Raw genomic sequence first — 22,129 nt, forward strand, 5'->3', positions numbered from 1 at the left:
CAGCTTGAACCGATTAGCCGCCTATGCCATAGGCAGAAACCAGATGAGTTTCAAGGAGCATCGACACATGGCGGAAGCAACCGGCCTCATGAAAGGCAAACGCGGCATTATTCTCGGTGTCGCCAATAACCGTTCGATCGCATGGGGCATTGCCAAAGCATGTCATGACGCCGGAGCCGAGATCGCGCTGACCTGGCAGGGCGACAACCTCAAGAAGCGGGTCGAGCCGCTCGCAAACGAGCTCAACGCCCTGATGGCCGGCCATTGCGATGTCACCGATCCGGCAAGCATCGAAGACGTTTTCGCCAGGCTCGAGCAGGAATGGGGCAAGATCGACTTCGTCGTCCACGCCATCGCGTTTTCCGACAAGGAAGAACTGACCGGCCGCTATATCGACACCTCGCGCGAGAATTTCGCGAAGTCGATGGATATCTCGGTCTATTCCTTCACCGCCATCGCGCGCCGCGCCGAGAAGATGATGAATGACGGCGGCTCGATGCTGACGCTGACCTATTACGGCGCGGAAAAAGTGATGCCGCATTATAATGTCATGGGTGTCGCCAAGGCGGCGCTGGAAGCCAGCGTGCGCTACATGGCCGTCGATGTCGGCGGGCGCGGCATCCGCGTCAACGCCATCTCCGCCGGTCCGATCAAGACGCTGGCCGGCTCGGCGATCGGCGATTTCCGCTACATTCTGAAGTGGAACGAATACAACTCGCCGCTGAAGCGCAATTGCACGATCGACGAAGTCGGCAACACCGCGCTGTTCCTGCTGTCGGACCTTTCCACCTCGGTCACCGGCGAGGTGCTGCATGCCGATTCGGGCTATCACGTGGTGGGCATGAAGGCCGTCGACGCGCCGGACATTTCGGTGGTCAAGGACTAAGGCTTCAAGGCGCAGACCATCCCGCGCCTTTTTCTCTCGGGTGTCGTCCACACAATGTCGGTCCGCCGAAAAGTGTGCAAAAACCCCTCCTCCTTTTGAATTTTCGCATCCGCCTGTAATGAAAGTTGATCAGGCGGCGCGCCAGCAACCACGGGACGCCGAAATTGCAGATTTATGTCATCCGCCACGGCCAGACGGACTGGAACGCCGAGTACCGGCTCCAGGGCCAGCAGGACATACCGCTCAACGATACGGGCCGCAGCCAGGCCAATGGCAATGGCAGCGAACTCGCCGAAATTCTCGGCGCCGACGCCCATCTCTACGATTTCGTCGCGAGCCCGCTTTCGAGAACCCGCGAGACGATGGAGCGCGTGCGCGCCGCAATGCGGCTGACGCCGGAGCTCTACCGCACCGACGACCGGCTGAAGGAACTCTCCTTCGGCGACTGGGAAGGCCGCACGCTCAAGGAGCTCTCGACGGTCAGCCCTGCGCTTCTCGAAGAGCGCGAAAAGGACAAATGGTCCTTCGTGCCGCCCGGCGACGATGCCGAGAGCTATGAAATCCTGTCCTGGCGGGTCGGGGCCTGGCTGAAGGACGTGGTAGGGCCGACGGTCTGCGTCGCCCATGGCGGCGTGATCCGCTCGCTGTTCAGGATCGTCGGCGGCGCCAGCACAGCCGAGGCCGCCGAACTCGCGATCCCGCAGGACAATATCCTGAGCCTCGACCCGGAGACCGGTGTGATCGGCTGGATTGTGTAGCGTCGAGCCTTTTCCTCCTCGACCAATTGCTATAGAGCCGAGCCTTGAGAAATGGCCGGTCGCAGGAGGTTTTTGATGTCGCACAATACATTCGGACACATGTTCCGCGTCACCACCTGGGGCGAAAGCCACGGGCCGGCGCTTGGCTGCGTCATCGATGGTTGCCCGCCCGGCATCGCGTTCACGCTTTCCGACATCCAGACCTATCTCGACCGCCGCAAGCCGGGTCAGTCGCGCTTCGTCACCCAGCGCCGCGAGGCCGATGAGGTGAAGGTGCTTTCCGGCGTGCTGCCGCAGGAGGATGGCGTCACCTTCATCACCACCGGCACGCCGATCTCGCTGATGATCGAGAACACCGACCAGCGCTCGAAGGATTACGGCGAGATCGCCCGTCAATACCGCCCCGGCCATGCCGATTACACCTATGATGTGAAATACGGCCTTCGCGATTATCGCGGCGGCGGGCGTTCGTCGGCGCGCGAGACCGCGGCCCGCGTCGCCGCCGGCGCGATCGCCCGCAAGGTGCTGCCCGGTGTGACCTATCGCGGCGCGCTGGTGCAGATCGGCAAGCACAGGATCAACCGCGACAACTGGGACTGGAACGAAATCGGCAACAACGCCTTCTTCTGCCCCGATCCCGAAATGGTGCCGGTCTGGGAAGACTATCTCGATGAAATCCGCAAGGCCGGCTCCTCCGTCGGCGCAGTGGTCGAGGTGGTCGCCGAAGGTGTGCCGGCAGGCCTCGGCGCGCCGATCTACGCCAAGCTCGACCAGGAGATCGCCGCCGGCCTGATGTCGATCAACGCGGTCAAGGGCGTCGAGATCGGCGAAGGCTTCAACGCCGCCGAACTCACCGGCGAGGAAAATGCCGACGAGATGCGGATCGGCAATGACGGCCGCCCGCGGTTTCTCTCCAACCATGCCGGCGGCATTCTCGGCGGGATTTCGACCGGCGAGCCGATCGTCGCCCGCTTCGCCGTGAAGCCGACCTCCTCGATCCTGACCACCCGCCAGACGATCGACAAGGACGGCAAGGAAGTTGACCTGCGCACCAAGGGCCGCCACGACCCCTGCGTCGGCATTCGCGCGGTGCCGATCGGCGAGGCCATGCTTGCATGCACGATCGCCGATCACTACCTGCGTGATCGCGGCCAGACCGGCCGGCTCGACTGATCGATGGCGATTGCCTTTGGCGCGCCATTCTGAAACAGTCGGACGCTTCACGGAGACGATCATGGCCGACCAAGCCAATCATCATCGCTACGGCGAGAAAAGCGACCGCCAGCGGATGCCCGCGATCATAAACGGGCTGAAATGCCGCTGCCCGGCCTGCGGCGAGGGCAGGCTGTTTTCCCGTTACCTGAAGACCGTCGATGCCTGCGCGGCCTGCGGCACCGAAATCCATCACCATCGCGCCGATGACCTGCCGGCCTATCTCGTCATCCTGATCCTCGGCCATTTCATGGTCGGCGGCTACATGACCGGCGCGGAGCTTCTGGATGTGCCGGACTGGGTCCATCTCGCCATCTGGGTGCCGCTCACGGCAATAGCCGCCTTCGCGATCATCCAGCCCATCAAGGGCGCCGTCGTTGGCCTGCAATGGGCGCTGAAAATGCACGGCTTCGACGGCAAGGGCGACGACCAGCCGGCCGAATACTGACGCACCGGCCGTTTTCCGCCGGCATCATCAGGTCCTTCTCAAGCAGCGATTTCCGCCACGCAGACCCTGTTCTTCCCCTCGCTCTTGGCGCGGTAAAGCGCTTCGTCGGCGCGCGCATAGAGTTCGCTCTGCGCTTCGCCCGGTATAACCGATGCCACGCCGGCCGAGCAGGAGTAGAAAAATTCCGGGTGATCCGGGAACGGCCGCAGCGAACTGATCTGCGCCAGCATGCGGTTGATGATCACGATTGCTTCCGCGCCGGTCGTGGCCGGCAGCACAAGGCCGAACTCCTCGCCGCCCAGACGTCCGAAACAATCGGTTCTGCGCACCTGCAGCGAGATTTCGCGAGCGAAGTCGATCAGCAGCCGATCGCCGGAAAAATGGCCGAAACGATCATTGACCTGTTTGAAATTGTCGAGATCGAGAATGGCGAAACAGCCGGGGCGGCCATTGGCGGCAACGCCGTCCCGGGCGATCATGTCGTTCAGCCGCTCCATCACGAAGCGCCGGTTGGCGATCCCCGTCAGGTCGTCGGTCAGCGAGCGCCTGAGCGCGATATCACGCTCCCGCCGCAACATGCTGTCCTTGACGAGAAGCTTGGTGATGTCGCTGGCAATGCAGACCATCCAGCCGTCCTCGTCGACGGTTTCGGTCATCCACAGCCAGCCTCCATCGTGGACATCGGTCTCGAAGGCGCGGAACGGCACCTTGCCGCGCCGCGACAGCGTGCCCTTCAGCCAGAGATCGAAATCGGTTTCGCCGATAACCGTGCCGCGACGCGCCTCGAAATTGCGCCGCATCATATCGCCCCAGTATGGATATTCCTCCTCCGTGAGGAAGAACGCCTCCCGGTACAGCCGGTTGGCATAGACCAGCACATCGTTCTCATCGAAAACCGCGAACATGACACCCGCTGTCTCGATGAACCGCAGAATTTTCCTCAGTTTTCGTTCCATATCGGCGCGATCGTTGTTTTGGCCCGCACTACTTCGAAACTAATCTCAGATATGGGCCGGTTGAGACACAGGACAAGCATCCGCCTTAAGCCAACTCTCAGTTTATCTGTGGCCGACGCCCAGCCAGATGACATGCTTCGCGCCGCGGCGTTTGGCATTGGCGCGGACGGTCCGGACCTCCGTGGCAAAGCCGGCTTTCTCCATCCTGGCGGTGAAGCGCGGATCCGGACCGGACGACCAGACCGCGAGAACGCCGCCAAGGCGCAGCGCCCTTCCGGAACGCCCGAGGCCGCCGGCATCATAAAGCCGGTCATTGGAGGCGCGCGTCAGCCCGTCGGGACCGTTGTCGACATCGAGCAGGATCGCGTCGAATGCCGATTTCGATTTCTCGATCAGGCTTGCGACATCGCCGGTATGAATTTCAACGCGCGGATCGTCGAGCGATCCCTTGAAGACTGCGGCCATCTCGCCGCGCGCCCATTTCACCACCGCCGGCACCAGTTCGGCCACCACGACCCTTGCATCGCCCGGCAGAACGGCAAGGGCGGCGCGCAGCGTGAACCCCATGCCGAGCCCGCCGATCAGCACCACCGGCGCCTTGCGCCCGGCAAGCTTCGCGCAGGACAATTCCGCCAACGCCTCCTCGGACCCGGAAAGCCGGCTGTTCATCAGTTCGTTCGCGCCGAGCATGATCGAGAACTCGTCGCCGCGGCGCTTCAGACGCAGCGTGCCTGTCTCGCCGGGTATGGCGGCGCTATCAAGTTCTATCCAGGGAATCATGGCTGCGGTCGTATGGTTGTTTGCGGGTAAAGTCTGTTTGCCCCTCCTAACTCGCCCAAAATCGCCTCCACTGCAACGCAACCGGCGAAGAAATGCGACAAGTTCGGCTTTTGGAACGGGTCCGTATTGACTTTTACGCCAGGATTCGTAGTGTCCCGCCAGATTTTGCCGTGGCCACCGGTCCGGCGAGTATGCGAGGCGTCCGATGCGGGCGCTTCTTGATTTTCAAATTAAAGTCCGGGCGTACCGGTTCCGTTTTCCATCAGGGAGAGCGGATTGCTCTTGAAGGCGGAATAAAATGGCAAAGGCAACAACGATCAAGATCAAGCTGCTGTCGACGGCAGACACCGGCTTTTTCTACGTCACCAAGAAGAACAGCCGCACGATGACGGAAAAGATGGTCAAGACCAAATACGATCCGATCGCGCGCAAGCACGTCGAGTTCAAGGAAGCCAAGATCAAGTAGTCCCGGCTTTCCATCGGCATTGTTTGAACGCGTGGGCTCTCGCCCGCGCGTTTTTCGTTTGCGCACTCTACTGACGGGCGGACGCGGCGCGAATTGCCGGGTCCTCTCCTGTTCTTCAGCTATGTTGCCCGCCGTCAGGTTCGGCTTTCACCGCCGAAGCAGCCGCGCCTTTTGCCGCCTTGTTTTCCGCCCGGCGCTCCGCCTTGCGGCGCCGGCGTTCGCGGCGGGCGTGGTTGAAGGCGATCAGCCGGGCGCGCGAGCCGGCGACCGCATGGCCGACAAAGGCCCGGCCGCGCCCGACCTCGCGCAGCTCCTGCGCATAGGCGACGGCAAGGGCATTGCGGTAGCTTTCGAGCCCCTCCGTGAGCGTCGCCTCCACGCGCCGCATCACCGAAACCCAGACCGGCGAGACCAGCAGCGTGATTGCCGTGACCGCGATCACGAGACGATAGAGATCGTCGCTGAGCGCGGCGGCCGCCAGCCCGGCAGCGGCGAGCACGAACGAGAACTCTCCGACCTGCGCCATCGAAAGCCCGGCGATCAACGCCGTCTGCGGCGAAGAACCGGTCCAGCGCAGGAACATGACGTTGAGCACCGATTTCGCCGCGACGACGCCGACGGCGGCCAGCAGGACGATCGCGAGATGGTCCCAGATGAAGGTCAGGTCGATCAACAGGCCGATGGACAGGAAGAAGATCACCAGCAGAACGCTCTGGATCGGCTCGACCACCGGAATGACACGGCTGCGCAGGGTGGAATTGCCGATGCAGATGCCGGCGAGGAACGCGCCATAGGCGGGCGAAAGCCCGGCAACGCCCGAAATCGCGGCGGCGGAGAAGCAGAGCGCCAGCGCGCCGAGCGCCAGCAGCTCCACCTTGTCCTCGACCTTTTCCGCGAACGGCACCTTGAGCTTGCCGAAACGGCCGAAATACCAGAGCAGCCCCGCCATGATCCCGACGGCGACCAGCACCCGGATCGCGGTCGCGGTGATATCGAACCCCTGCCCGCCGAAGCTCGAGACGAAGATCAGCATCGGCACAACGGCAATGTCCTGCGCGATCAGCACGCCGACCGCGATCCGACCGGCATCGCCGCGCAACGCATCCATCTCGTCCAGCATCTTCATCGCCACCACGGTCGAGGAAATCGCAATGACGAAGGACAGAATCACGATCTCGCGGGTGGTCACGTCCAAGAGCAGGCCGATCAGCACCGCCAGCAGGGCCGCGCTGACCAGTTGCCCGCCGACCACCAGAAGCGCCTGGCGCAAGGAGATGACAAAAGCCTTGATCGACAACTCCATGCCGATGAAGAACAGCAGCACGACAACGCCCATTTCGCCCAGGAAGGCCACGCTGTCATTGTTCTCGATCAGCCCCAGGCCGGTGGGCCCAAGCAGGATTCCGGCCAGGATGAACCCGACGAGCGGCGGCTGTCTGAGCCACAGAAAACCGAGACCGGCGAGCGCTGCAACAGCGATGACCAGCGCGACGGCCGCGAAATCGCCGCCATGGGACCCCGCCTGCGCAACGGCTTCGTGGACAACCTGCTCCATCGATTTCCTTTCGGTTTGCTACGGATCAGAACATAGGCGGTAACGCCTGAAAAGCTCAAGCGTGCCGCACGGTGGAAAAAAAGATATAAGCCTGAGCAATCACTATATAACCAAAAGGTATCGCCCCTTAACCCCTTGTTCTTGAAGGGTTTAGGCACGCCAATCGCCGCGCGACGCGCGAACAGGCGTCCGCTTTTTCGCCGCAGTTTGCGCACCGCAGCAACAAAATCGCTTTGTCAGCGACGAAAATAGTCATATATTCGTAACCATAAATGGAGGAGACGACATGAGCTTATCACGTTCCCTGCATACGATCCTGATCGGAGCCGCCTTCGTTTTCGTCGCGGCCATGCTGTTCATTTAGAGGATCGTCCCGCGCCGGATGGGCATGCAGCCCTTCAAGGAACCGGCGCCCCTGGTTTCGCGTTATATGACTGGACTTCGCGGCGCGGCTTTCGAGCGCACCGCGAAGCCCGTTTACCGCCGCAATTTAGTGCGACGGTCGCGCAAAACGCATGGGAGTATAGACATGTTCGAACAAAAGACTTCCGCAAGCGACATCATGGATCGCCTACGCTTTTCCCAGAAAACACCCGTGGAGCGCGCCAGCGCGATGGTGCGCGACGAGGTGGATGCGCTGGCCCGCACCGCCCGCAAACATCCGGCCGGCAGCGGCTCTGCGCTGGCCCTGGTGGGGCTGCTGGCGTTCGGCCTCGGCTTCCTGACCGCCCATGCGGGCCAAGATGATTCCGTGCCGAAGAAGCGGCTTTTCCGCTCGCGTCAGCGCGTGGGCAAGCCGGTTTATCGCAAGCGCACGCCCTATTACGCCATGAAGAGCAAGCGCCGTGCCTCGACCTGAGCGTTACTGCCAGTATTCGTCGATCCACGGCGTCGGCCGGGCATATTTGTAGATTTTCTTCCAGGCCTGCTCGACCGGCCAGGTTCCGATCGCCGCCTCGTCGGGGTCGGGCTTGCCGGTGAACGCCACGATCCTGGTGCCCTCGGGAAGCTTTGGCGTTCTGAAGAAGTTCAGGGGCCAATACGGCACGAGGGTGTGCTTGAAGCTGACGCACCAGTCGCTCGGCCAGAATTCCATGCGGTCAATGACCCTGGAAATATAGACCTGCTCAATCCCGTATTTGCGCCATATACCTTCGCCATCGGCCTCGAAATCGGTGAAGATATGGCTATTGCGCCCGACATTCCACCGGAAGACGGAGGTGTTGCCGATGCCCTTGCCGATCTGGGTCCAGTTCTCGCAGGCGCAGAAAGCGCCCGGCTTGTAATCGAACATCGCATCGATATCGCCCGTGATGACGATATCGAGGTCGAGAAACAGGACATCGCCCGAAAGATTCGCAAGCGGAGACTGCCACAGCGAGAGTTTGCGCCACGGCGTCCAGGCGATCGCGTCCGGAATGTCGATTTCGGGAAGAGGAAAGACCTCCACAGCCGGATCGACGCCGGTGGGATCATCGGTAAAACACACCAGCCGCGTCGGACGGACGGTGTGCCGCTTGATCATGGACCAGAGACGGTTCACATAGAGCGCAGGGTAGCGTGTTCCCCATTTCATGCATACGATGGTCTGCAAGATCAAATCCTTGAAATTAGGGCGGGAACCCGACGCATCAGGACGAGGCCGGGATACTTGTCAGCCATGTAGGTAATATGGCACATCGAATGCAACCTTGGCAGTAATTTAGAATTGGGGAAAATTCCGATGGGTTGCGGCGCCCCCTTTTCTCCGGAAACCTTTTTATCCCCAGTTTCAGACGGAGCAAGCCCGAATTTGGCGAAACACATCACGATAGGCGGCGTTGGCTTGCATGGATAAGACCCAGCCCAGAATTCTGCAACTATTGCCGGCGCTCGGCGATGGCGGCGTTGAACGCGGCACCGTGGAAATGGCGTCCTATCTCACCCGCAAGCATATCGAAAACTGGGCGGCGAGCGCGGGAGGCCCGCTTCTGGAGCCACTGAAGGCCACCGGCACGCATTACATTGCGCTGGAGGTCGGCCGCAAATCGCCGCTCGCGATCCTCGCCAATGCCAGAAAACTTGCGCGCGTCATCTATGACAACCGGATCGATATCGTGCATGCGCGAAGCCGCGCGCCGGCCTGGGCCGGCTGGCTGGCCTGCCGCCTGTCCCGGCGCAAGCCCCGGTTCCTGACCACCTTCCACGGCGTCTACAGCCATGGCAACGGGTTCAAGCGGGCCTATAACAGCGTGATGCTGAAGGCGCCGATCGTGGTGGCCAATTCCGCCTTCATCCGCGACCACATCATCTCGGTCTACGGCTTCCCGGCCGAGCGCATCATCCTCTCCCCGCGCGGCGTCGACACGGCGCTGTTCGATCCCGCCAAGGTGAGCGATGAACAGCGCGCGAGCGTGCGCGAAGAGCTCGGGGCGGAAGACGGCGCGCCGCTCGTCACCATTGTCGGCCGCATCACCGACTGGAAAGGTCATCGCTACCTCGTCGAGGCGGCCGATCGCGCGGCGAACAAGACCTGGCATCTCGCCATCGTCGGGTCGGGCAATGAAGGCATTATCGCCGACCTCAAGGCTCTGGTCGCCGAGCGCGGCCTTGGCGCGCGCGTCACCATCGCCGGAAGCCGCCGCGACATTCCGGCGATCATGGCCGCCTCCGACCTCGTCGTCTCGACCTCCACGCGACCGGAAGCCTTCGGCCGGGTGGCGATCGAGGCCGAGGTCATGGGAACGCCCGTGATCGCGACCGCCCATGGCGGCAGTCTCGAGACGATCATCGACGGCGAGACCGGCTTTCTGGTCCCGCCGGCAAACGCCGACGCGCTTGCCGAAGCCATCGACGCGGCGCTTGCCGACCCGGCGCGCCTGAAGGCGATGGGGCAAGCGGCACGCGCCCATGTGCTCGCCAATTTCACGGTGGAGATGATGCTGGAGAAGGAATTTTGCGCCTATGAGGCGGTGATGAACGCGTAGATATCGCCAGAGCCAGGGCTTTCGCTTTGGCTCATCGGCAGCGCCTTAAATCGCCACCAGACCTTCCTTCTTGATCTGGCGGATGGTGAGCATGGTGCGCACGGTGTCGACATGGGGGTTGGCGGTTAGAACCTCAATGACGAAATCCTGGAACTGCATCAGGTTTTCACAAACGCAGTGCAGCAGGAAGTCGGTTTCGCCCGAGGTCATCCAGGCCTGGCGCACGATCGGCCAATCCTCGCTTGCGCGCGAAAACGCCTTGAGCTCCACCTCCGACTGATGCTTCAGCCCGACCATGCAGAAGGCGACGAGATCATAGCCGAGCTTCGGCCCGTTCAGCATCGCATTATAGCCCTCGATGATGCCCGCCTCCTCCAGCCGGCGCACCCGGCGCAGGCATGGCGGCGCTGAAATGCCGACCCGATCGGCGAGCTCGACATTGGTCATGCGACCGTCCCGCTGGAGTTCGCGCAGAATTTTAAGATCGACAGAATCGAGATCGGCGCGCATCAAGAGCTCCTGCGGCGGGAAAATCGGGCATATACGCAATTTTATTACAACATACAGCCAGATTCTTTCAACTGGGAGAAATGGTCTGTTGGTAGCTTGCCGTCCGGCCTTGAAACAGACGGCCTTCCAGCCATAAATGGAGGCAGACTTGCAACTGTTGCGGCGTGCCCCTCTTTGTGGCGCGCCAAAAGGATTTTGAGATGGCAGACCACCACACCCAGGTGCTCATCATTGGTTCCGGCCCCGCCGGCTATACCGCGGCGATCTATGCGGCGCGCGCGATGATGAAGCCGGTGCTGATCGCGGGCCTCGAACAGGGCGGCCAGTTGACGATCACCACCGATGTCGAGAATTATCCGGGCTTTGCCGATCCGATCCAGGGCCCGTGGCTGATGGAGCAGATGCTCGCCCAGGCGGAAAACGTCGGGACCGAGATCGTCAACGATATCGTCACCAAGCTCGACCTGTCGAAGCGCCCCTTCACCGCCACCACCGATTCCGGTGAAACCTGGATCGCGGATACCGTCATCCTCGCGACCGGCGCCAAGGCCAAATGGCTTGGTCTCGAGAGTGAGCAGACCTTCAATGGCGGCGGCGTTTCGGCCTGCGCCACCTGCGACGGGTTCTTCTATCGCGGCAAGGACGTTGTGGTTGTCGGCGGCGGCAATTCCGCTGTCGAGGAAGCGCTTTACCTTGCCAATATCGCCAAATCCGTGACGGTGGTGCACCGGCGCGACACGTTCCGCGCCGAACGCATCCTGCAGGAAAGGCTGTTCGCGCTGGAAAACGTCAGGATCGTCTGGGACCACGCCGTGGAGGAAATCGTCGGCACCAGCGCCGTGCCGCCGCTTCCGCCATCAGTCACGGGCGTTGCCGTGAAGAACGTCAAGACCGGCGAGAAGCAGACCATACCCGCCGACGGCGTGTTCATCGCGATCGGGCACTCGCCGCAGGTCGAGCTGATCCGCGACCAGCTTCGCCTGAAGCCCAACGGCTATCTGTGGACCGAGCCTGGCACCACCAAAACCAGCATCGAGGGCGTCTATGGCGCCGGCGATGTCACCGACGACAATTACCGTCAGGCGGTGACGGCGGCCGGCATGGGCTGCATGGCGGCGCTTGAGGCCGAACGCTTTCTGACAGGGCAAAAGACCGGCACGCTGGCTGCCGCGGAGTAGGGTAAATGAAAAGCACGAGCATGCCTCTGGACTGGGACAAGCTCAGGATCTTTCATGCCGCGGCGGAGGCAGGATCGTTCACGCATGCAGCCGACAAGCTCCACCTTTCGCAATCGGCAATCAGCCGGCAGGTTTCCGCGCTGGAACAGGATGTCGGCGTCAAGCTGTTTCACCGCCACGCCCGCGGACTGATTCTCACAGAACAGGGCGAATTGCTTTACCGCACCGCGAACGACGTGCTGTTAAAGCTCGAAAGCGTGCGTTCGCGGCTGACCGAGACCAAGGAAAAGCCCTCGGGCAAGCTGCGCGTCACCACCACGGTCGGCCTCGGCCAGGGCTGGCTCACCGACAAGGTGCAGGAATTCCTTCAGCTCTACCCAGACATGCAGATCCAGCTCATCCTCGACAATGAGGAGCTGGACGTGAACATGCGCCATGCCGATTGCGCGATCCGCCTGCGCCAGCCGCAGCAGCCGGACCTGATCCAGCGCAAGCTGTTCACCGTGCACATGCATGTCTACGCCTCGCCCTCCTATATCAACCGGCATGGCGAGCCGCAGTCGCTGGAAGACCTCGACAATCACCGAATCATCACCTTCGGCGAGCCGGCGCCCGCCTATCTGCTTGACGTGAACTGGCTCGAAATCGCCGGCCGGTCTCCCGACAGCCCGCGTCCGGCGCATCTTCAGATCAACTCGCTGACCTCGATCAAGCGGGCCGCACTTTTAGGGATCGGCATCGTCATGTTGCCGGATTATATCGTCGGTCGCGATCCCGGCCTGTTGCAGCTCGTCACCCATGCCGATGTGCCGAGTTTCGACACCTATTTCTGCTATCCGGATGAGTTGAAGAACTCCGCCAAGCTGAAAGTCTTCCGCGATTTCATCGTCGCCAAGGCGCGCAACTGGAGCTACTGAGGCCGTTTTCCGCCTCAGGCCCAGCGGCTAACCTCCGTTTCACGCCGCAAAGTCCGCAAACCACTTGCCTTCATCGCCTATTTTTTAGGCAATGATTACCCATGTCTCAAATTTAATCAAAAATTGCTGCATTTTTCATCTTTCGCATGGCAGCCATGCACAAAGATGCATTGTGAAATGCCTAATTCAGGAGCATATAGCGCGCAGCTGATGCAGGTGGTGCCCAACTTCTCCCTGGTGCACCGCAGCAGCTGTTCCCCTCTGGAGGTTTTGAGAGACCTTCTAACTCAAAGGGCCCCGTTTTTACGGTGGCCCTCTTTTTTTGCCCGAAATATTCTGTCGTTTTTTTTCGCAGAGCGCGATGAAAACTATTGCATTGCGCACAAAAAAGAACCATATCCGGTATAGCTGATGCGTTCGATACGACTTCTGAGTCGTATTGCAGCAGCTGTTCCCCTCTGGAGGTTTTTACCTTCACACTTACAAGGGCCCCGTTTTGGAGGCCCTTTTTTTTGTGCGCCGTTAACTTCCCTTGAAACGCTAGAGCGCCGAGCATCCATTCGGATGCACAAAGGACGCTTTAACCTATTGAATCTACGCATCGTGCTTTCCGAAAATCGATTCCGATTTTCGGGCCGATGCTGTAGCCTTTGGCGTGCGTAAACGCTTTCTTTTGGTTTATACGTTATAGCGTAAGCCATGTAGACAACGGCTTGCGCGCTTGCGAAAGCCGCGGGAGGCCGTGGAAACGGCGAGCCGGTCCGGAGGGTACAAATTGCGCCCGCGCCGGGCCTCCGCTACAAACAGGGCCGGCACGGGAAGGAATTTGATGGCTAACCTCTTTGACCCCATAACGATCGGCGATGTCACAATCGAGAACCGGATCATTATGGCGCCGCTGATGCGCAACCGCTCGCCCGAAGCCGTGCCGAACGAACTCAACGTCGACTATTACCGCCAGCGCGCAAGTGCGGGTCTGATCATTTCGGAAGCCACGGCGATCACCGAACAGGGTCAGGGCTATTCCCATGCGCCCGGCATCTACAGCGATGCCTCGGTCGAGGGCTGGCGGCATGTCACCACGGCTGTGCACGAGGCCGGCGGCAAGATCTTCTGCCAGTTGATGCATGTCGGCCGGGTGTCGCACAAATCGCTCCAGCCCTTCGGCGATCCTCCCGTGGCGCCGTCCGCCCTGCAGGCGAGAGCGAAAACCTTCGTGGTCTATTCCGACATGACCAGCGATTTCATCGAGACCTCGATGCCGCGCGCGCTGAAGCCCTTCGAGATTTCGGGAATCATCGACGATTACCGCCGCGCCGCCGCCCGCGCGATAGAAGCCGGCTTCGACGGAGTCGAGATCCACGCCGCCAATGGCTATCTCATCGACCAGTTCCTGCGCTCGGGCAGCAACCAGCGCACCGATCTCTATGGCGGGCCAATCGAAAACCGGGCGCGCCTGATGTTCGATGTGGTCGGTTCGATCTCTCGCGAAATCGGTTCAGGCCGCACGGCGATCCGGCTTTCGCCGGTCGCACCGTCCAACGATGTCCACGACGACAACCCGCAGGTTCTGTTCAACTATCTGGCAAGCCAGCTCAGCGCCTATGACCTTGCCTATATCCATATCGTCGAGGGCGCGACCGGCGGAGACCGCAATTACAGCCAGGGCCCGCGACCGTTCGATTACGAGGAAATGCGACAGACCTACTACCGCACCGACGGCTCGGGCGCATGGATGGTCAACAATGGCTATGACCGCCAGCTCGCCATTGATGCGCTCGAAAAGGAGCGCGCCGACCTCGTCTCCTTCGGCCGCGCCTTCATTGCCAATCCCGATTTGGTGCGCCGACTGCGGATCAATGCCCAGCTTAATGCGTTGGACCAGAGAACGCTTTTCGGCGGCGATGCCAAGGGATATGTGGACTACCCTCCCCTCGGCGGCTGAGATCACCAGAAGCGCTGAGATCAATGCGCCGTCATCGGCGCCATTACGGGGGCTTGTCGATCGATGCTGACATTTCTGCGCGGTGAAATCCTGCTGCTGCAGGCGCTTCCGGCGGGCGCGCTCGCCTGGCTCCTCGAACATCAGGTCATGCATGCCGGCCAAGTCTATTCGCTGCTGGCCGCCGCCCTGCTCGTCGTTTCGATCGCCTGCGCCTCGATGCGCGTCGCCCACCATGCCGAAATCCTGGCCGCCAAGGCCGGCGATCCCTATGGCACCATGATCCTCACGCTCTCCGCCGTCACGGTGGAAGTGATCATCCTGGTGATCATGATGCGCGAGAGCGAGCAGCCCACGCTGGTGCGCGACACGATCTATGCCGCCGTCATGCTCGACATCAACGGCATTCTCGGACTGGCGGCGTTGCTCGGCGGCCTGAAGCACGGCGAGCAGCCCTATAATGACGATTCGGGAAAGACCTATTCGGTGATGATCATGACCGCCATGGGCATTTCCATGGTCGTGCCCGACTTCGTGCCGCAGGCAAGCTGGCATGTGTATTCCGGCTTCACCATCGCCGCCATGATCGCGCTCTACGCGCTGTTCCTGAAACTGCAGGTCGGCCAGCACAGCTATTTTTTCGCCTACCGCTATCCCCGGATGAAAAAAGCCACCGAAGGCGAGACCGGCCAGGCAGCGGAGGAAGGCTCGACCACCGTTTCGGTCATCACCCTCATCGCCGGCGTCGCGGTGATCGGGTTGCTTGCGGAGTTCATGTCCGCCTTCCTCAATGACGGGCTGGAAGGAACCGGCGCTCCGCTGGCGCTGACCGCCATTCTGGTTGCCGCGATCGCCGCCGGGCCGGAAATCCTGACCGCGCTGCGGGCAGCCCTCGCCAATCGCATGCAGGCCGTCGTCAACATCGCGCTCGGCGCATCGCTTTCAACGGTGATCCTGACCGTGCCGGTGATCGAGGCGATCGCGCTTTTCACCGGCCAACCCTTCATCATGGCGATGACCCCGGTTCAGATCACCATGACCGCGATCACGCTGGTCGTCGCCGCCATCAACATCAATGACGGCGAGACCAACGCGATCGAGGGCATGACCCATTTCGTGCTGTTTGCGACCTTCATCATGCTCTCGATACTGGGCCTTTGAGCATCGCGGGCGCGGCAGCACGCGGCACGGTGACGCCGATCTCCTCAAGCGCCGTGCGCACGGCGGTATCCAGCGGTGTGCGCGGCTCGTGACCGAGAACGGCCACCAGCTTGTCATTCTTCATGTGCATCGCCTCCTTCCAGAGATAGCGCACCTCCAGCACCTCGCGCATCAGCGTCATGAACGGCGCAAGCAGCGGCACCGCGAACCACGGAAAACGGCTGACTTTCAGCTTCGGATCGCCGGAGATACGGCGGATCGCCTCGACCATCTGCATGCCGTCGGCATCATAGAAGCCCTCGAAATGGTAGTTGGCGAATTTCGGCAACTGCCCTGCCCTGTCATTGAGCGCAGCAAAAGTTTCCGCGAGATCGGGCAGATAGGCCCATTGATGGCCGACGCCGGGCGTTGCCGGGTTGGTGATCCGGGTGAGCGGCACATGCGCCTTCACCATCTGACCGAACCAGCTATTGGCCGCAGCACCGCCGCCGAAAAAATCACCGGCGCGCACCAGAATGACCTGGGTGCCATCAAAGGCCGCTTCCCTGAGACGCTCTTCCACTGCGACCCGGATCAGTCCCTTGCGGGTGTGCGGGTTCTGCGGGCTCTCCTCGTTCGGATAGGGAAACACATCGCGGCCGAAATTATAGATCGTTCCGGGAAACAGTATCCGGGCATTGGCAAGCCGCGCGGCGGCGATGGTGTTCTCCAGCATCGGCATAACCAGTCTATCCCAGTCCTTGTAACCAGGCGGGTTGACCCCGTGGAATATCAGCTCCGCGCCCCGCGCCGCGTTCTCCACGTCCTCACGGCGCATCGCGTCGCCCTTGATCCATTCATAATGCGCCAGACGACCGTCCAATCTGGACGGGTCGCGATTGAGCGCGCGGATATGGTAGCCGCGATCATTGAGCGCCCGGGCCACCGCGCCGCCAACGCCGCCCGTGGCTCCAAGAACAAGCGCCACGGGTTGTCTGTTCATGTCTGACATTGCCATCTCCTTCATTCGAGTGTGACCGCAATATCGGGGCAAACTGCGTTAAACGGAATTGTATAAAATCGTGCCATTGGTATACATAATTTTATGGATACGCAGAGTTGGGATTATTACCGCACCTTTCTGGCGGTGCTTGAAAGCGGATCGCTTTCCGGCGCCGCGCGGCGTCTGGGCCTGACCCAGCCGACCGTTGGCCGCCATATCGAGGCGCTGGAGCGCGACGCCGGCCAGCAGCTCTTCACCCGCTCGCAGCGCGGACTGGAGCCGACCGACACCGCGCGGGCCATGAAACCGCTGGCCGAGGCGATGGCGGCCTCAGCCGACGCCATGCGCCGGGCCTCTTCCGAGACTCGCGACGAAGTCTCCGGGAGCGTTCGCATCAGCGCCTCCGACGTGATTTCCATCGAGGTCCTGCCCGGCATTCTTGCGCCCGTGATGGCTGCCTACCCCCGGCTCGAGTTCGAATTGTCGGTCTCCGACGCGCTCGAGGACCTGTTGAACAGGAAGGCCGATATCGCGCTCCGGCTCGTGGAGCCCACCCAGGCGGCCCTTGTGGTGCGCCATGTCGGCAAGATCCCGATTGGCTGCTTTGCCCGCAAAGAGGTCGTTGCCCGCTTCGGCGCCCCGCAGACGATCGACGACCTGAAAGCGGTGCCGACCATCGGCTTCGATCGCGAACTGGCCTATGTGCGCGATATGATGGAGGGTTTTCCCGAGCTTGCCCTGCCCGATTTCAGCTTCCGCTCCGACAGCAACCTCGCCCAGCTTGCCGCCATTCGCACCGGTTGCGGTTTCGGATTTTGCCAGCATCCGCTCGGCGAGCGCGATCCCGCGCTCATCGAAGTGCTGCATGGCCAGATCCCGTTTCAGCTTCCGCTCTGGATCGCCATGCATGAGGATCTGCGCCGTTCACCCCGCTGTCGCGTCGTCTTCGATGCCCTGGTCAAGGGCATGTCCGCCTATATCAGAACGCCTGAAGCGTCAGGCGATTAGTCGGCATCGCCCGGCGCTTTAACGTGCGCCATTTTCTACGTAGCGTTCGAGTATGAGATGCCATTGCTGGGATTCGAGCGTTTGCAGGATTGCAATGTTGATCGCGTTGCGCGCGGGATCGTTCAGAGGAAGGATCAGGGCGTAGTTCTGCTGCATGAACTCCAGATTGCTGAGATAGAGGTCACGGTAATTGTCGAGCGACCACTGCAGGATCGCACGGTCATAAACGAGCGCGTCGATATCGTGACTTTCAAGCGCATCAAGGCCGGCGGAAACTGTATCGAAAGAGGTCACTGAAATATTGAGAAGGCCGAGCTCGGCGGCCGCCGGCGATTCGGTGATCGTGCCGACCGTCAGCCCGGAAAGGTCCCGGATATTGTCAACGAAATTGGTGTGCAGTGACGAGGTCAGCCCGGCAGCCAGCTGCGCGGTGGTGATCGCGGCGAGGATAAGGGCCGTGAACATCCAGGCCATCGCCAGCAGCCTGCCGAAGAAGGTCACCGGCGCCTTGTCGCCGTAGCCCACCGTGGTCATCGTCACGGTCGCCCACCAGAAGCCGGAAAACACGCCGCGCGCCGGTCGCGGCTCGAACTGTTCGGGATTGGCCCGCCGCTCCAGAAGCCATATCAGCGCGCCGATGACGAAGACCGGGCCGGTCAGCAGGCCGAGCATGTAGAGAAAGGCCGGCGACGTCAGAAGCTCGAACATCATCGTCGGTCCGATCTTGTCGACGACGCGAAGCGCGACGCCAAGGTCGCCGCTGTAATAGGGCACCGAGAAATCGATCACCGCCTCGTCGGCGGCATTGATCGGCACTCCGCCCAGCGCCATGTCGAGCTTCCCGCCGGCCACATCCGGCACCATCGCGTCCGGCGTGGATTCCACCAAGCGGTATTCCTTGCCGATACGGCGGCTGAGCGCATCCAGCAAGTCTATGCCGAGCCCGTACCAACTGCCATCCTTGTCCTGCATGGCATAAGGCGGAAGGGCATACACGCCGACGGTCATGGGTTCATCGGCAGTTGCCTTTGAGGCCGTAGCGCTCTGGGCGCTGGCTGAACCGCCAGCGGCAATCAGCAGCAGACAGGCCGCCAGAACAAGGTGGCGCAACAAAGCGTTGGCTTGGCAAGTGTGGCGCATGATCTCCCGCATTCGTTGAAACCCCGTGCCGCCTGAAGACAGTCGGGCAGGCGCGGCACAGTCTATAACGTCATCAAGTTGCAACCCGCAACGAAAAAGGGCGCGCCCTGCGGCACGCCCCGTTGTCAAATCGCGCTTCGTAACAAAGCCGGAGCGCGGGCCTTACCTGCAGGCGTTGCAGAAGCGCTGGATGCGCATGCAGGATTCTTCCAGTTCGGCTTCCGAGGTCGCATAGGAAATGCGGAAGTTGGGGCCGAGGCCGAAGGCCGAGCCGTGGACGACGGCGATGCCTTCCGCTTCCAGAAGCTCGGTGACGAAATCCTCGTCGGTCTCCATCACCTTGCCGCCCGGCGAGGTCTTGCCCATCAGCCCGGCGCAGGACGGATAGACGTAAAACGCGCCCTCGGGCGTCGGGCACTCGATACCGGGAGCCTGATTGAGCATCGAGACCACGAGGTCGCGACGCCTCTCGAAGGCCTTCTTGCTCTCGGTCACGAAGTCCTGATTGCCGTTGAGCGCCTCCACGGCGGCCCACTGCGCGATCGAGCAAGCGCCGGATGTCTGCTGGCTCTGGATCGTGGTCATGGCGTTGATCAGTTCGGCCGGGCCGGCCGCATAGCCGATGCGCCATCCGGTCATCGCATAGGCCTTGGAGACGCCGTTCATCGTGAGCGTGCGGTTATAGAGGCCGGGCTCCACTTCCGCCGGGGTCACGAACTTGAAATCGCCGAAGGTCAGGTGCTCATACATGTCGTCGGTGAGCACCCAGACCTGCTCGTGCTTCATCAGCACATCGGTCAGCGCCTTCAACTCGTCATGGGTATAGGCCGCGCCCGAGGGGTTGGACGGCGAGTTGAAGATGAACCATTTGGTCTTCGGCGTGATCGCCTTTTCGAGGTCTTCCGCCTGAAGCTTGAAGCCGTGCTCCTGCGTTGCCGAAACGAACACCGGCGTGCCGCCGCAAAGCGCCACCATTTCCGGATAGGAAACCCAGTACGGCGCGGGGATCACGACCTCATCGCCCGGGTTCAGCGTCGCCATCAGCGCGTTGAACAGGATCTGCTTGCCGCCCGTGCCGACAATCGTCTGCGCGGCCGTGTAGTCGAGATTGTTCTCGCGCTTGAACTTGGCGGCGATCGCCTCGCGCAGCGGCTGGATGCCGGCCACCGGCGTATACTTCGTCTCGCCGCGGTTGATCGCGTCGATCGCGGCGGCCTTGATGTTGTCGGGCGTATCGAAATCGGGCTCGCCCGCGCCAAGGCTGATGACATCGCGGCCTTTCGCTTTGAGTTCGCGCGCTTTCTGGGCCACGGCGATGGTGGCGGAAGGCTTTACACGAGAGAGAGCGTCAGCAAGAAGGGCCATTTTCAATGTCCTGATATCTAGATTGATCCTTGGAAAGCGCTGTAGCAAGCGACAACTTCCAAGCGTTTGGTCTAAACGCAATTCGCCCGCGGTTTCAAGCGCTATCGTCGCGGATTGACCGTTTCAGGGCGCAACCGCAGATATTCCGCCGCCTCAACGCCTGTGGCGGCACAAATCCCCTCCCATGATTCCGCCTCAAAATGGTTCGTGTTGGACCACCTTTCACCCAGAAGACGACGCATTTACATGGCGTTATGGCCATGCGCTGAAACATTGCCGAAGGAGAAGGCATATGAGGATGGTCAAACGGATGGCGAGAGGGATCGCCAGGCGCTCGATTTTCATCAAACGCGGGATTTTTGCTTTTGCCACGCTGCCGGTCCTGACGGCGTTCGCGCCGGCCGGGGCTTCCGCCGAGCAAGCATGGCAGGCCGCCCCTCTTTCGGGAACGAATGGCGGGGCGATGCTGTTTGACGGCTACCTGCCCTTCTCCTCGCCGGGCGGCAGCGCGCTGCAGGGCCTTCTGTCCCACACCGCCGCGCGCGACCTGATGATCGCGGCGATGTTCGCGATCTGCCTCGCCATGGTCTTCGGTGCGTCCTATCTCTGGCGCGAAAATGTGAGCCATCTGAAGGCCGACGCCGAACGCAGGCAACGCAACGAGTTCGAGGACTTCTGAACAGAAGCCTCGCGATCCGAGTCGCGGCTCACGGGTTTGTGTAGACCGCGCCACTTGAGCGGCGGGCAGAGCGCCATACGTCACCGGTAAAACGAGAGGAGACTTTGATGAAAGCCACCCCCGTCCTGGCCGGCATGATCGCGGCCCTAGCATTTTCGCCGTTTCCTTCGATAGCGCAGGAGGCGAGCCCGCCGCTCGAGGTCGAGCGTATCGCCGATGGTCTTGTCCACCCCTGGGCCGTCGAGGTTCTGCCCGATGGCGCCTATCTGGTCACCGAGCGGCCGGGCCGCCTCAACATCGTTTCCAAGGATGGCGCGACGCAGAAGGTGAGCGGCGTGCCCGACGTCTATTCCGCCGGCCAGGGCGGTCTGCTCGATGTCGGGCTCGATCCCGGCTTCAGCGAAAACGGCCGCATCTATCTGACCGCCTCCGTTTCCGGCGACGGCGGCCAGGGAACGGCGGTCTTCCGCGCAACGCTCGACCGTCAGCAGGCGCGCCTTGAAAACGTCAGCCAGATTTTCGAGATGAACCGCTTTTCCGGCACCAACCGTCATTTCGGCTCGCGCATTGCGATCGACAGCGCCGGCAACCTGTTCTTCGGCATCGGCGATCGCGGCGAAAGCGAGCGGGCGCAGGATCCGGCCGATCACGCCGGCTCGATCCTCCACATCACGCCCGAGGGCGGCATTCCGCAAGACAATCCCACGCCCTCGGGCTGGGAGCCGGAAATCTGGTCGATCGGCCACCGCAACCCGCAGGGCATCACCATCGATCCGGAGACGGACACGCTCTACACCGTTGAACACGGCGCGCGCGGCGGCGATGAGATCAACATACCGCGCGCGGGCCAGAACTATGGCTGGCCGGAAATCTCCTACGGCGTGCATTATTCGGGCGCGACGATCGGACAGGGCACCGAGGCGCCCGGCCTTGAACAGCCGCTCTACTACTGGGATCCGTCGATCGCGCCGGGCGCGATCGCGGTCTACCGTGGCGATATGTTTCCGGAATGGGACGGGGATTTCCTGGTCACCGCGCTGAAGGACCAGTTGCTGGCCCATATCGGCCTTGACGAGAGCGGCATGCCCGCGACCGAAAACCGGCTGTTTGCCGGTGAATTCGGCCGGCTGCGCGACGTGAAGGTCGCGCCCGACGGCGCGATCCTGCTGGTGACGGACGAGCCCGACGGCGCGCTGTTGCGGGTCTACCGGGCGGAGTGA

Annotated in this window: 22 protein-coding genes; 14 read left to right on the forward strand and 8 right to left on the reverse strand. The window is 61.8% G+C overall.

Annotated features, from left to right (window positions below; translation table 11 throughout):
* Positions 1 to 67 precede the first annotated feature (67 nt).
* From fabI to Mame_RS17060, 4 genes are all read left to right on the forward strand, one after another.
* Positions 68 to 886, forward strand: a complete 819-nt coding sequence (gene fabI, locus Mame_RS17045) for an enoyl-ACP reductase FabI (protein ID WP_018066536.1) — start codon at positions 68 to 70, stop codon at positions 884 to 886.
* Positions 887 to 1,050: 164 nt separating this feature from the next.
* A complete protein-coding gene (locus Mame_RS17050) occupies positions 1,051 to 1,644 on the forward strand; it encodes a histidine phosphatase family protein (protein WP_026173782.1) in 594 nt (197 codons plus the stop codon).
* A gap of 75 nt (positions 1,645 to 1,719) precedes the next feature.
* Positions 1,720 to 2,817, forward strand: a complete 1,098-nt coding sequence (gene aroC / locus Mame_RS17055; protein WP_018066538.1) for a chorismate synthase — start codon at positions 1,720 to 1,722, stop codon at positions 2,815 to 2,817.
* 61 nt (positions 2,818 to 2,878) lie between these two features.
* On the forward strand, positions 2,879 to 3,304 hold the full coding sequence (locus Mame_RS17060) for a DUF983 domain-containing protein (RefSeq protein ID WP_018066539.1): 426 nt from the start codon (positions 2,879 to 2,881) through the stop codon (positions 3,302 to 3,304).
* Positions 3,305 to 3,342: 38 nt separating this feature from the next.
* On the opposite strand, the gene Mame_RS17065 is transcribed toward Mame_RS17060, so the two are convergent.
* Together Mame_RS17065 and Mame_RS17070 are read right to left on the reverse strand one after the other, a co-directional pair.
* Entirely contained in the window at positions 3,343 to 4,260 is a 918-nt protein-coding gene (locus Mame_RS17065; RefSeq protein WP_026173784.1) for a sensor domain-containing diguanylate cyclase, read from the reverse strand.
* A gap of 102 nt (positions 4,261 to 4,362) precedes the next feature.
* Positions 4,363 to 5,040 (reverse strand): spermidine synthase, encoded by a 678-nt coding sequence (locus Mame_RS17070; RefSeq protein WP_018066541.1) that lies wholly within the window; start codon positions 5,038 to 5,040, stop codon positions 4,363 to 4,365.
* 298 nt (positions 5,041 to 5,338) lie between these two features.
* Here Mame_RS17070 and rpmG point away from each other — a divergent pair, with 298 nt between their 5' ends.
* Entirely contained in the window at positions 5,339 to 5,506 is a 168-nt protein-coding gene (rpmG, locus tag Mame_RS17075) for a 50S ribosomal protein L33 (protein WP_018066542.1), read from the forward strand.
* A 115-nt stretch (positions 5,507 to 5,621) separates the two neighbouring features.
* Here the strand turns inward: rpmG and Mame_RS17080 are convergent, their stop codons facing one another.
* Positions 5,622 to 7,061 (reverse strand): cation:proton antiporter, encoded by a 1,440-nt coding sequence (locus tag Mame_RS17080; RefSeq protein WP_018066543.1) that lies wholly within the window; start codon positions 7,059 to 7,061, stop codon positions 5,622 to 5,624.
* A 529-nt stretch (positions 7,062 to 7,590) separates the two neighbouring features.
* Between Mame_RS17080 and Mame_RS17085 the strand changes: the two genes are divergently transcribed.
* The gene (locus Mame_RS17085) at positions 7,591 to 7,920 is read left to right on the forward strand and encodes a hypothetical protein (RefSeq protein WP_018066544.1); all 330 of its coding nucleotides are present in this window, start codon (positions 7,591 to 7,593) and stop codon (positions 7,918 to 7,920) included.
* A 3-nt stretch (positions 7,921 to 7,923) separates the two neighbouring features.
* Here the strand turns inward: Mame_RS17085 and Mame_RS17090 are convergent, their stop codons facing one another.
* Positions 7,924 to 8,655 carry a hypothetical protein gene (locus Mame_RS17090; RefSeq protein WP_235726855.1) on the reverse strand — a complete coding sequence of 244 codons (732 nt, stop codon included), beginning with the start codon at positions 8,653 to 8,655 and terminating at the stop codon, positions 7,924 to 7,926.
* A 235-nt stretch (positions 8,656 to 8,890) separates the two neighbouring features.
* On the opposite strand from Mame_RS17090, the gene Mame_RS17095 reads away from it, so the two are divergent.
* A complete protein-coding gene (locus Mame_RS17095) occupies positions 8,891 to 10,027 on the forward strand; it encodes a glycosyltransferase family 4 protein (protein WP_033410817.1) in 1,137 nt (378 codons plus the stop codon).
* A 45-nt stretch (positions 10,028 to 10,072) separates the two neighbouring features.
* Here the strand turns inward: Mame_RS17095 and Mame_RS17100 are convergent, their stop codons facing one another.
* Entirely contained in the window at positions 10,073 to 10,540 is a 468-nt protein-coding gene (locus Mame_RS17100) for an Lrp/AsnC family transcriptional regulator (protein WP_026173786.1), read from the reverse strand.
* Positions 10,541 to 10,737: 197 nt separating this feature from the next.
* Between Mame_RS17100 and trxB the strand changes: the two genes are divergently transcribed.
* From trxB to Mame_RS17125, 4 genes are all read left to right on the forward strand, one after another.
* A complete protein-coding gene (trxB, locus tag Mame_RS17105; RefSeq protein ID WP_026173787.1) occupies positions 10,738 to 11,715 on the forward strand; it encodes a thioredoxin-disulfide reductase in 978 nt (325 codons plus the stop codon).
* Between the two features lie 20 nt (positions 11,716 to 11,735).
* Positions 11,736 to 12,632, forward strand: coding sequence for a LysR family transcriptional regulator VtlR (locus Mame_RS17110; RefSeq protein ID WP_018066549.1), 897 nt, complete (start codon positions 11,736 to 11,738; stop codon positions 12,630 to 12,632).
* Between the two features lie 829 nt (positions 12,633 to 13,461).
* Positions 13,462 to 14,577, forward strand: a complete 1,116-nt coding sequence (locus Mame_RS17120; protein WP_018066550.1) for an alkene reductase — start codon at positions 13,462 to 13,464, stop codon at positions 14,575 to 14,577.
* A gap of 63 nt (positions 14,578 to 14,640) precedes the next feature.
* The gene (locus Mame_RS17125) at positions 14,641 to 15,735 is read left to right on the forward strand and encodes a calcium:cation antiporter (RefSeq protein WP_018066551.1); all 1,095 of its coding nucleotides are present in this window, start codon (positions 14,641 to 14,643) and stop codon (positions 15,733 to 15,735) included.
* Here Mame_RS17125 and Mame_RS17130 read toward each other — a convergent pair.
* On the reverse strand, positions 15,710 to 16,726 hold the full coding sequence (locus Mame_RS17130) for an NAD(P)H-binding protein (protein WP_018066552.1): 1,017 nt from the start codon (positions 16,724 to 16,726) through the stop codon (positions 15,710 to 15,712). The two genes, Mame_RS17125 and Mame_RS17130, sit on opposite strands and share 26 nt — an antisense overlap.
* A 93-nt stretch (positions 16,727 to 16,819) precedes the next feature.
* Between Mame_RS17130 and Mame_RS17135 the strand changes: the two genes are divergently transcribed.
* The gene (locus tag Mame_RS17135) at positions 16,820 to 17,725 is read left to right on the forward strand and encodes a LysR family transcriptional regulator (protein WP_018066553.1); all 906 of its coding nucleotides are present in this window, start codon (positions 16,820 to 16,822) and stop codon (positions 17,723 to 17,725) included.
* An 18-nt stretch (positions 17,726 to 17,743) separates the two neighbouring features.
* On the opposite strand, the gene Mame_RS17140 is transcribed toward Mame_RS17135, so the two are convergent.
* A complete protein-coding gene (locus Mame_RS17140; RefSeq protein ID WP_157624564.1) occupies positions 17,744 to 18,733 on the reverse strand; it encodes a transporter substrate-binding domain-containing protein in 990 nt (329 codons plus the stop codon).
* Positions 18,734 to 19,027: 294 nt separating this feature from the next.
* The gene (locus tag Mame_RS17145; RefSeq protein WP_018066555.1) at positions 19,028 to 20,230 is read right to left on the reverse strand and encodes a pyridoxal phosphate-dependent aminotransferase; all 1,203 of its coding nucleotides are present in this window, start codon (positions 20,228 to 20,230) and stop codon (positions 19,028 to 19,030) included.
* Between the two features lie 292 nt (positions 20,231 to 20,522).
* Here Mame_RS17145 and Mame_RS17150 point away from each other — a divergent pair, with 292 nt between their 5' ends.
* Positions 20,523 to 20,909 carry a hypothetical protein gene (locus tag Mame_RS17150; RefSeq protein WP_018066556.1) on the forward strand — a complete coding sequence of 129 codons (387 nt, stop codon included), beginning with the start codon at positions 20,523 to 20,525 and terminating at the stop codon, positions 20,907 to 20,909.
* A gap of 107 nt (positions 20,910 to 21,016) precedes the next feature.
* Positions 21,017 to 22,129 carry a PQQ-dependent sugar dehydrogenase gene (locus Mame_RS17155; RefSeq protein WP_018066557.1) on the forward strand — a complete coding sequence of 371 codons (1,113 nt, stop codon included), beginning with the start codon at positions 21,017 to 21,019 and terminating at the stop codon, positions 22,127 to 22,129.

It is taken from the genome of Martelella mediterranea DSM 17316 (genome assembly GCF_002043005.1).
Classification (GTDB): domain Bacteria; phylum Pseudomonadota; class Alphaproteobacteria; order Rhizobiales; family Rhizobiaceae; genus Martelella; species Martelella mediterranea.

What these genes read in the sequence shown, in the direction of transcription:
- Mame_RS17060 (WP_018066539.1), top strand. Translation starts at nt 2,879, where the DNA reads ATGGCCGACCAAGCCAATCATCATCGCTACGGCGAGAAAAGCGACCGC.
- Mame_RS17145 (WP_018066555.1), bottom strand. Translation starts at nt 20,230, where the DNA reads ATGGCCCTTCTTGCTGACGCTCTCTCTCGTGTAAAGCCTTCCGCCACC.
- Mame_RS17110 (WP_018066549.1), top strand. Translation starts at nt 11,736, where the DNA reads ATGCCTCTGGACTGGGACAAGCTCAGGATCTTTCATGCCGCGGCGGAG.
- Mame_RS17080 (WP_018066543.1), bottom strand. Translation starts at nt 7,061, where the DNA reads ATGGAGCAGGTTGTCCACGAAGCCGTTGCGCAGGCGGGGTCCCATGGC.
- Mame_RS17135 (WP_018066553.1), top strand. Translation starts at nt 16,820, where the DNA reads ATGGATACGCAGAGTTGGGATTATTACCGCACCTTTCTGGCGGTGCTT.
- Mame_RS17085 (WP_018066544.1), top strand. Translation starts at nt 7,591, where the DNA reads ATGTTCGAACAAAAGACTTCCGCAAGCGACATCATGGATCGCCTACGC.
- aroC (WP_018066538.1), top strand. Translation starts at nt 1,720, where the DNA reads ATGTCGCACAATACATTCGGACACATGTTCCGCGTCACCACCTGGGGC.
- Mame_RS17070 (WP_018066541.1), bottom strand. Translation starts at nt 5,040, where the DNA reads ATGATTCCCTGGATAGAACTTGATAGCGCCGCCATACCCGGCGAGACA.
- fabI (WP_018066536.1), top strand. Translation starts at nt 68, where the DNA reads ATGGCGGAAGCAACCGGCCTCATGAAAGGCAAACGCGGCATTATTCTC.
- Mame_RS17065 (WP_026173784.1), bottom strand. Translation starts at nt 4,260, where the DNA reads ATGGAACGAAAACTGAGGAAAATTCTGCGGTTCATCGAGACAGCGGGT.
- Mame_RS17130 (WP_018066552.1), bottom strand. Translation starts at nt 16,726, where the DNA reads ATGTCAGACATGAACAGACAACCCGTGGCGCTTGTTCTTGGAGCCACG.
- rpmG (WP_018066542.1), top strand. Translation starts at nt 5,339, where the DNA reads ATGGCAAAGGCAACAACGATCAAGATCAAGCTGCTGTCGACGGCAGAC.
- Mame_RS17125 (WP_018066551.1), top strand. Translation starts at nt 14,641, where the DNA reads ATGCTGACATTTCTGCGCGGTGAAATCCTGCTGCTGCAGGCGCTTCCG.
- Mame_RS17150 (WP_018066556.1), top strand. Translation starts at nt 20,523, where the DNA reads ATGAGGATGGTCAAACGGATGGCGAGAGGGATCGCCAGGCGCTCGATT.
- trxB (WP_026173787.1), top strand. Translation starts at nt 10,738, where the DNA reads ATGGCAGACCACCACACCCAGGTGCTCATCATTGGTTCCGGCCCCGCC.
- Mame_RS17120 (WP_018066550.1), top strand. Translation starts at nt 13,462, where the DNA reads ATGGCTAACCTCTTTGACCCCATAACGATCGGCGATGTCACAATCGAG.
- Mame_RS17140 (WP_157624564.1), bottom strand. Translation starts at nt 18,733, where the DNA reads ATGACCGTCGGCGTGTATGCCCTTCCGCCTTATGCCATGCAGGACAAG.
- Mame_RS17095 (WP_033410817.1), top strand. Translation starts at nt 8,891, where the DNA reads ATGGATAAGACCCAGCCCAGAATTCTGCAACTATTGCCGGCGCTCGGC.
- Mame_RS17155 (WP_018066557.1), top strand. Translation starts at nt 21,017, where the DNA reads ATGAAAGCCACCCCCGTCCTGGCCGGCATGATCGCGGCCCTAGCATTT.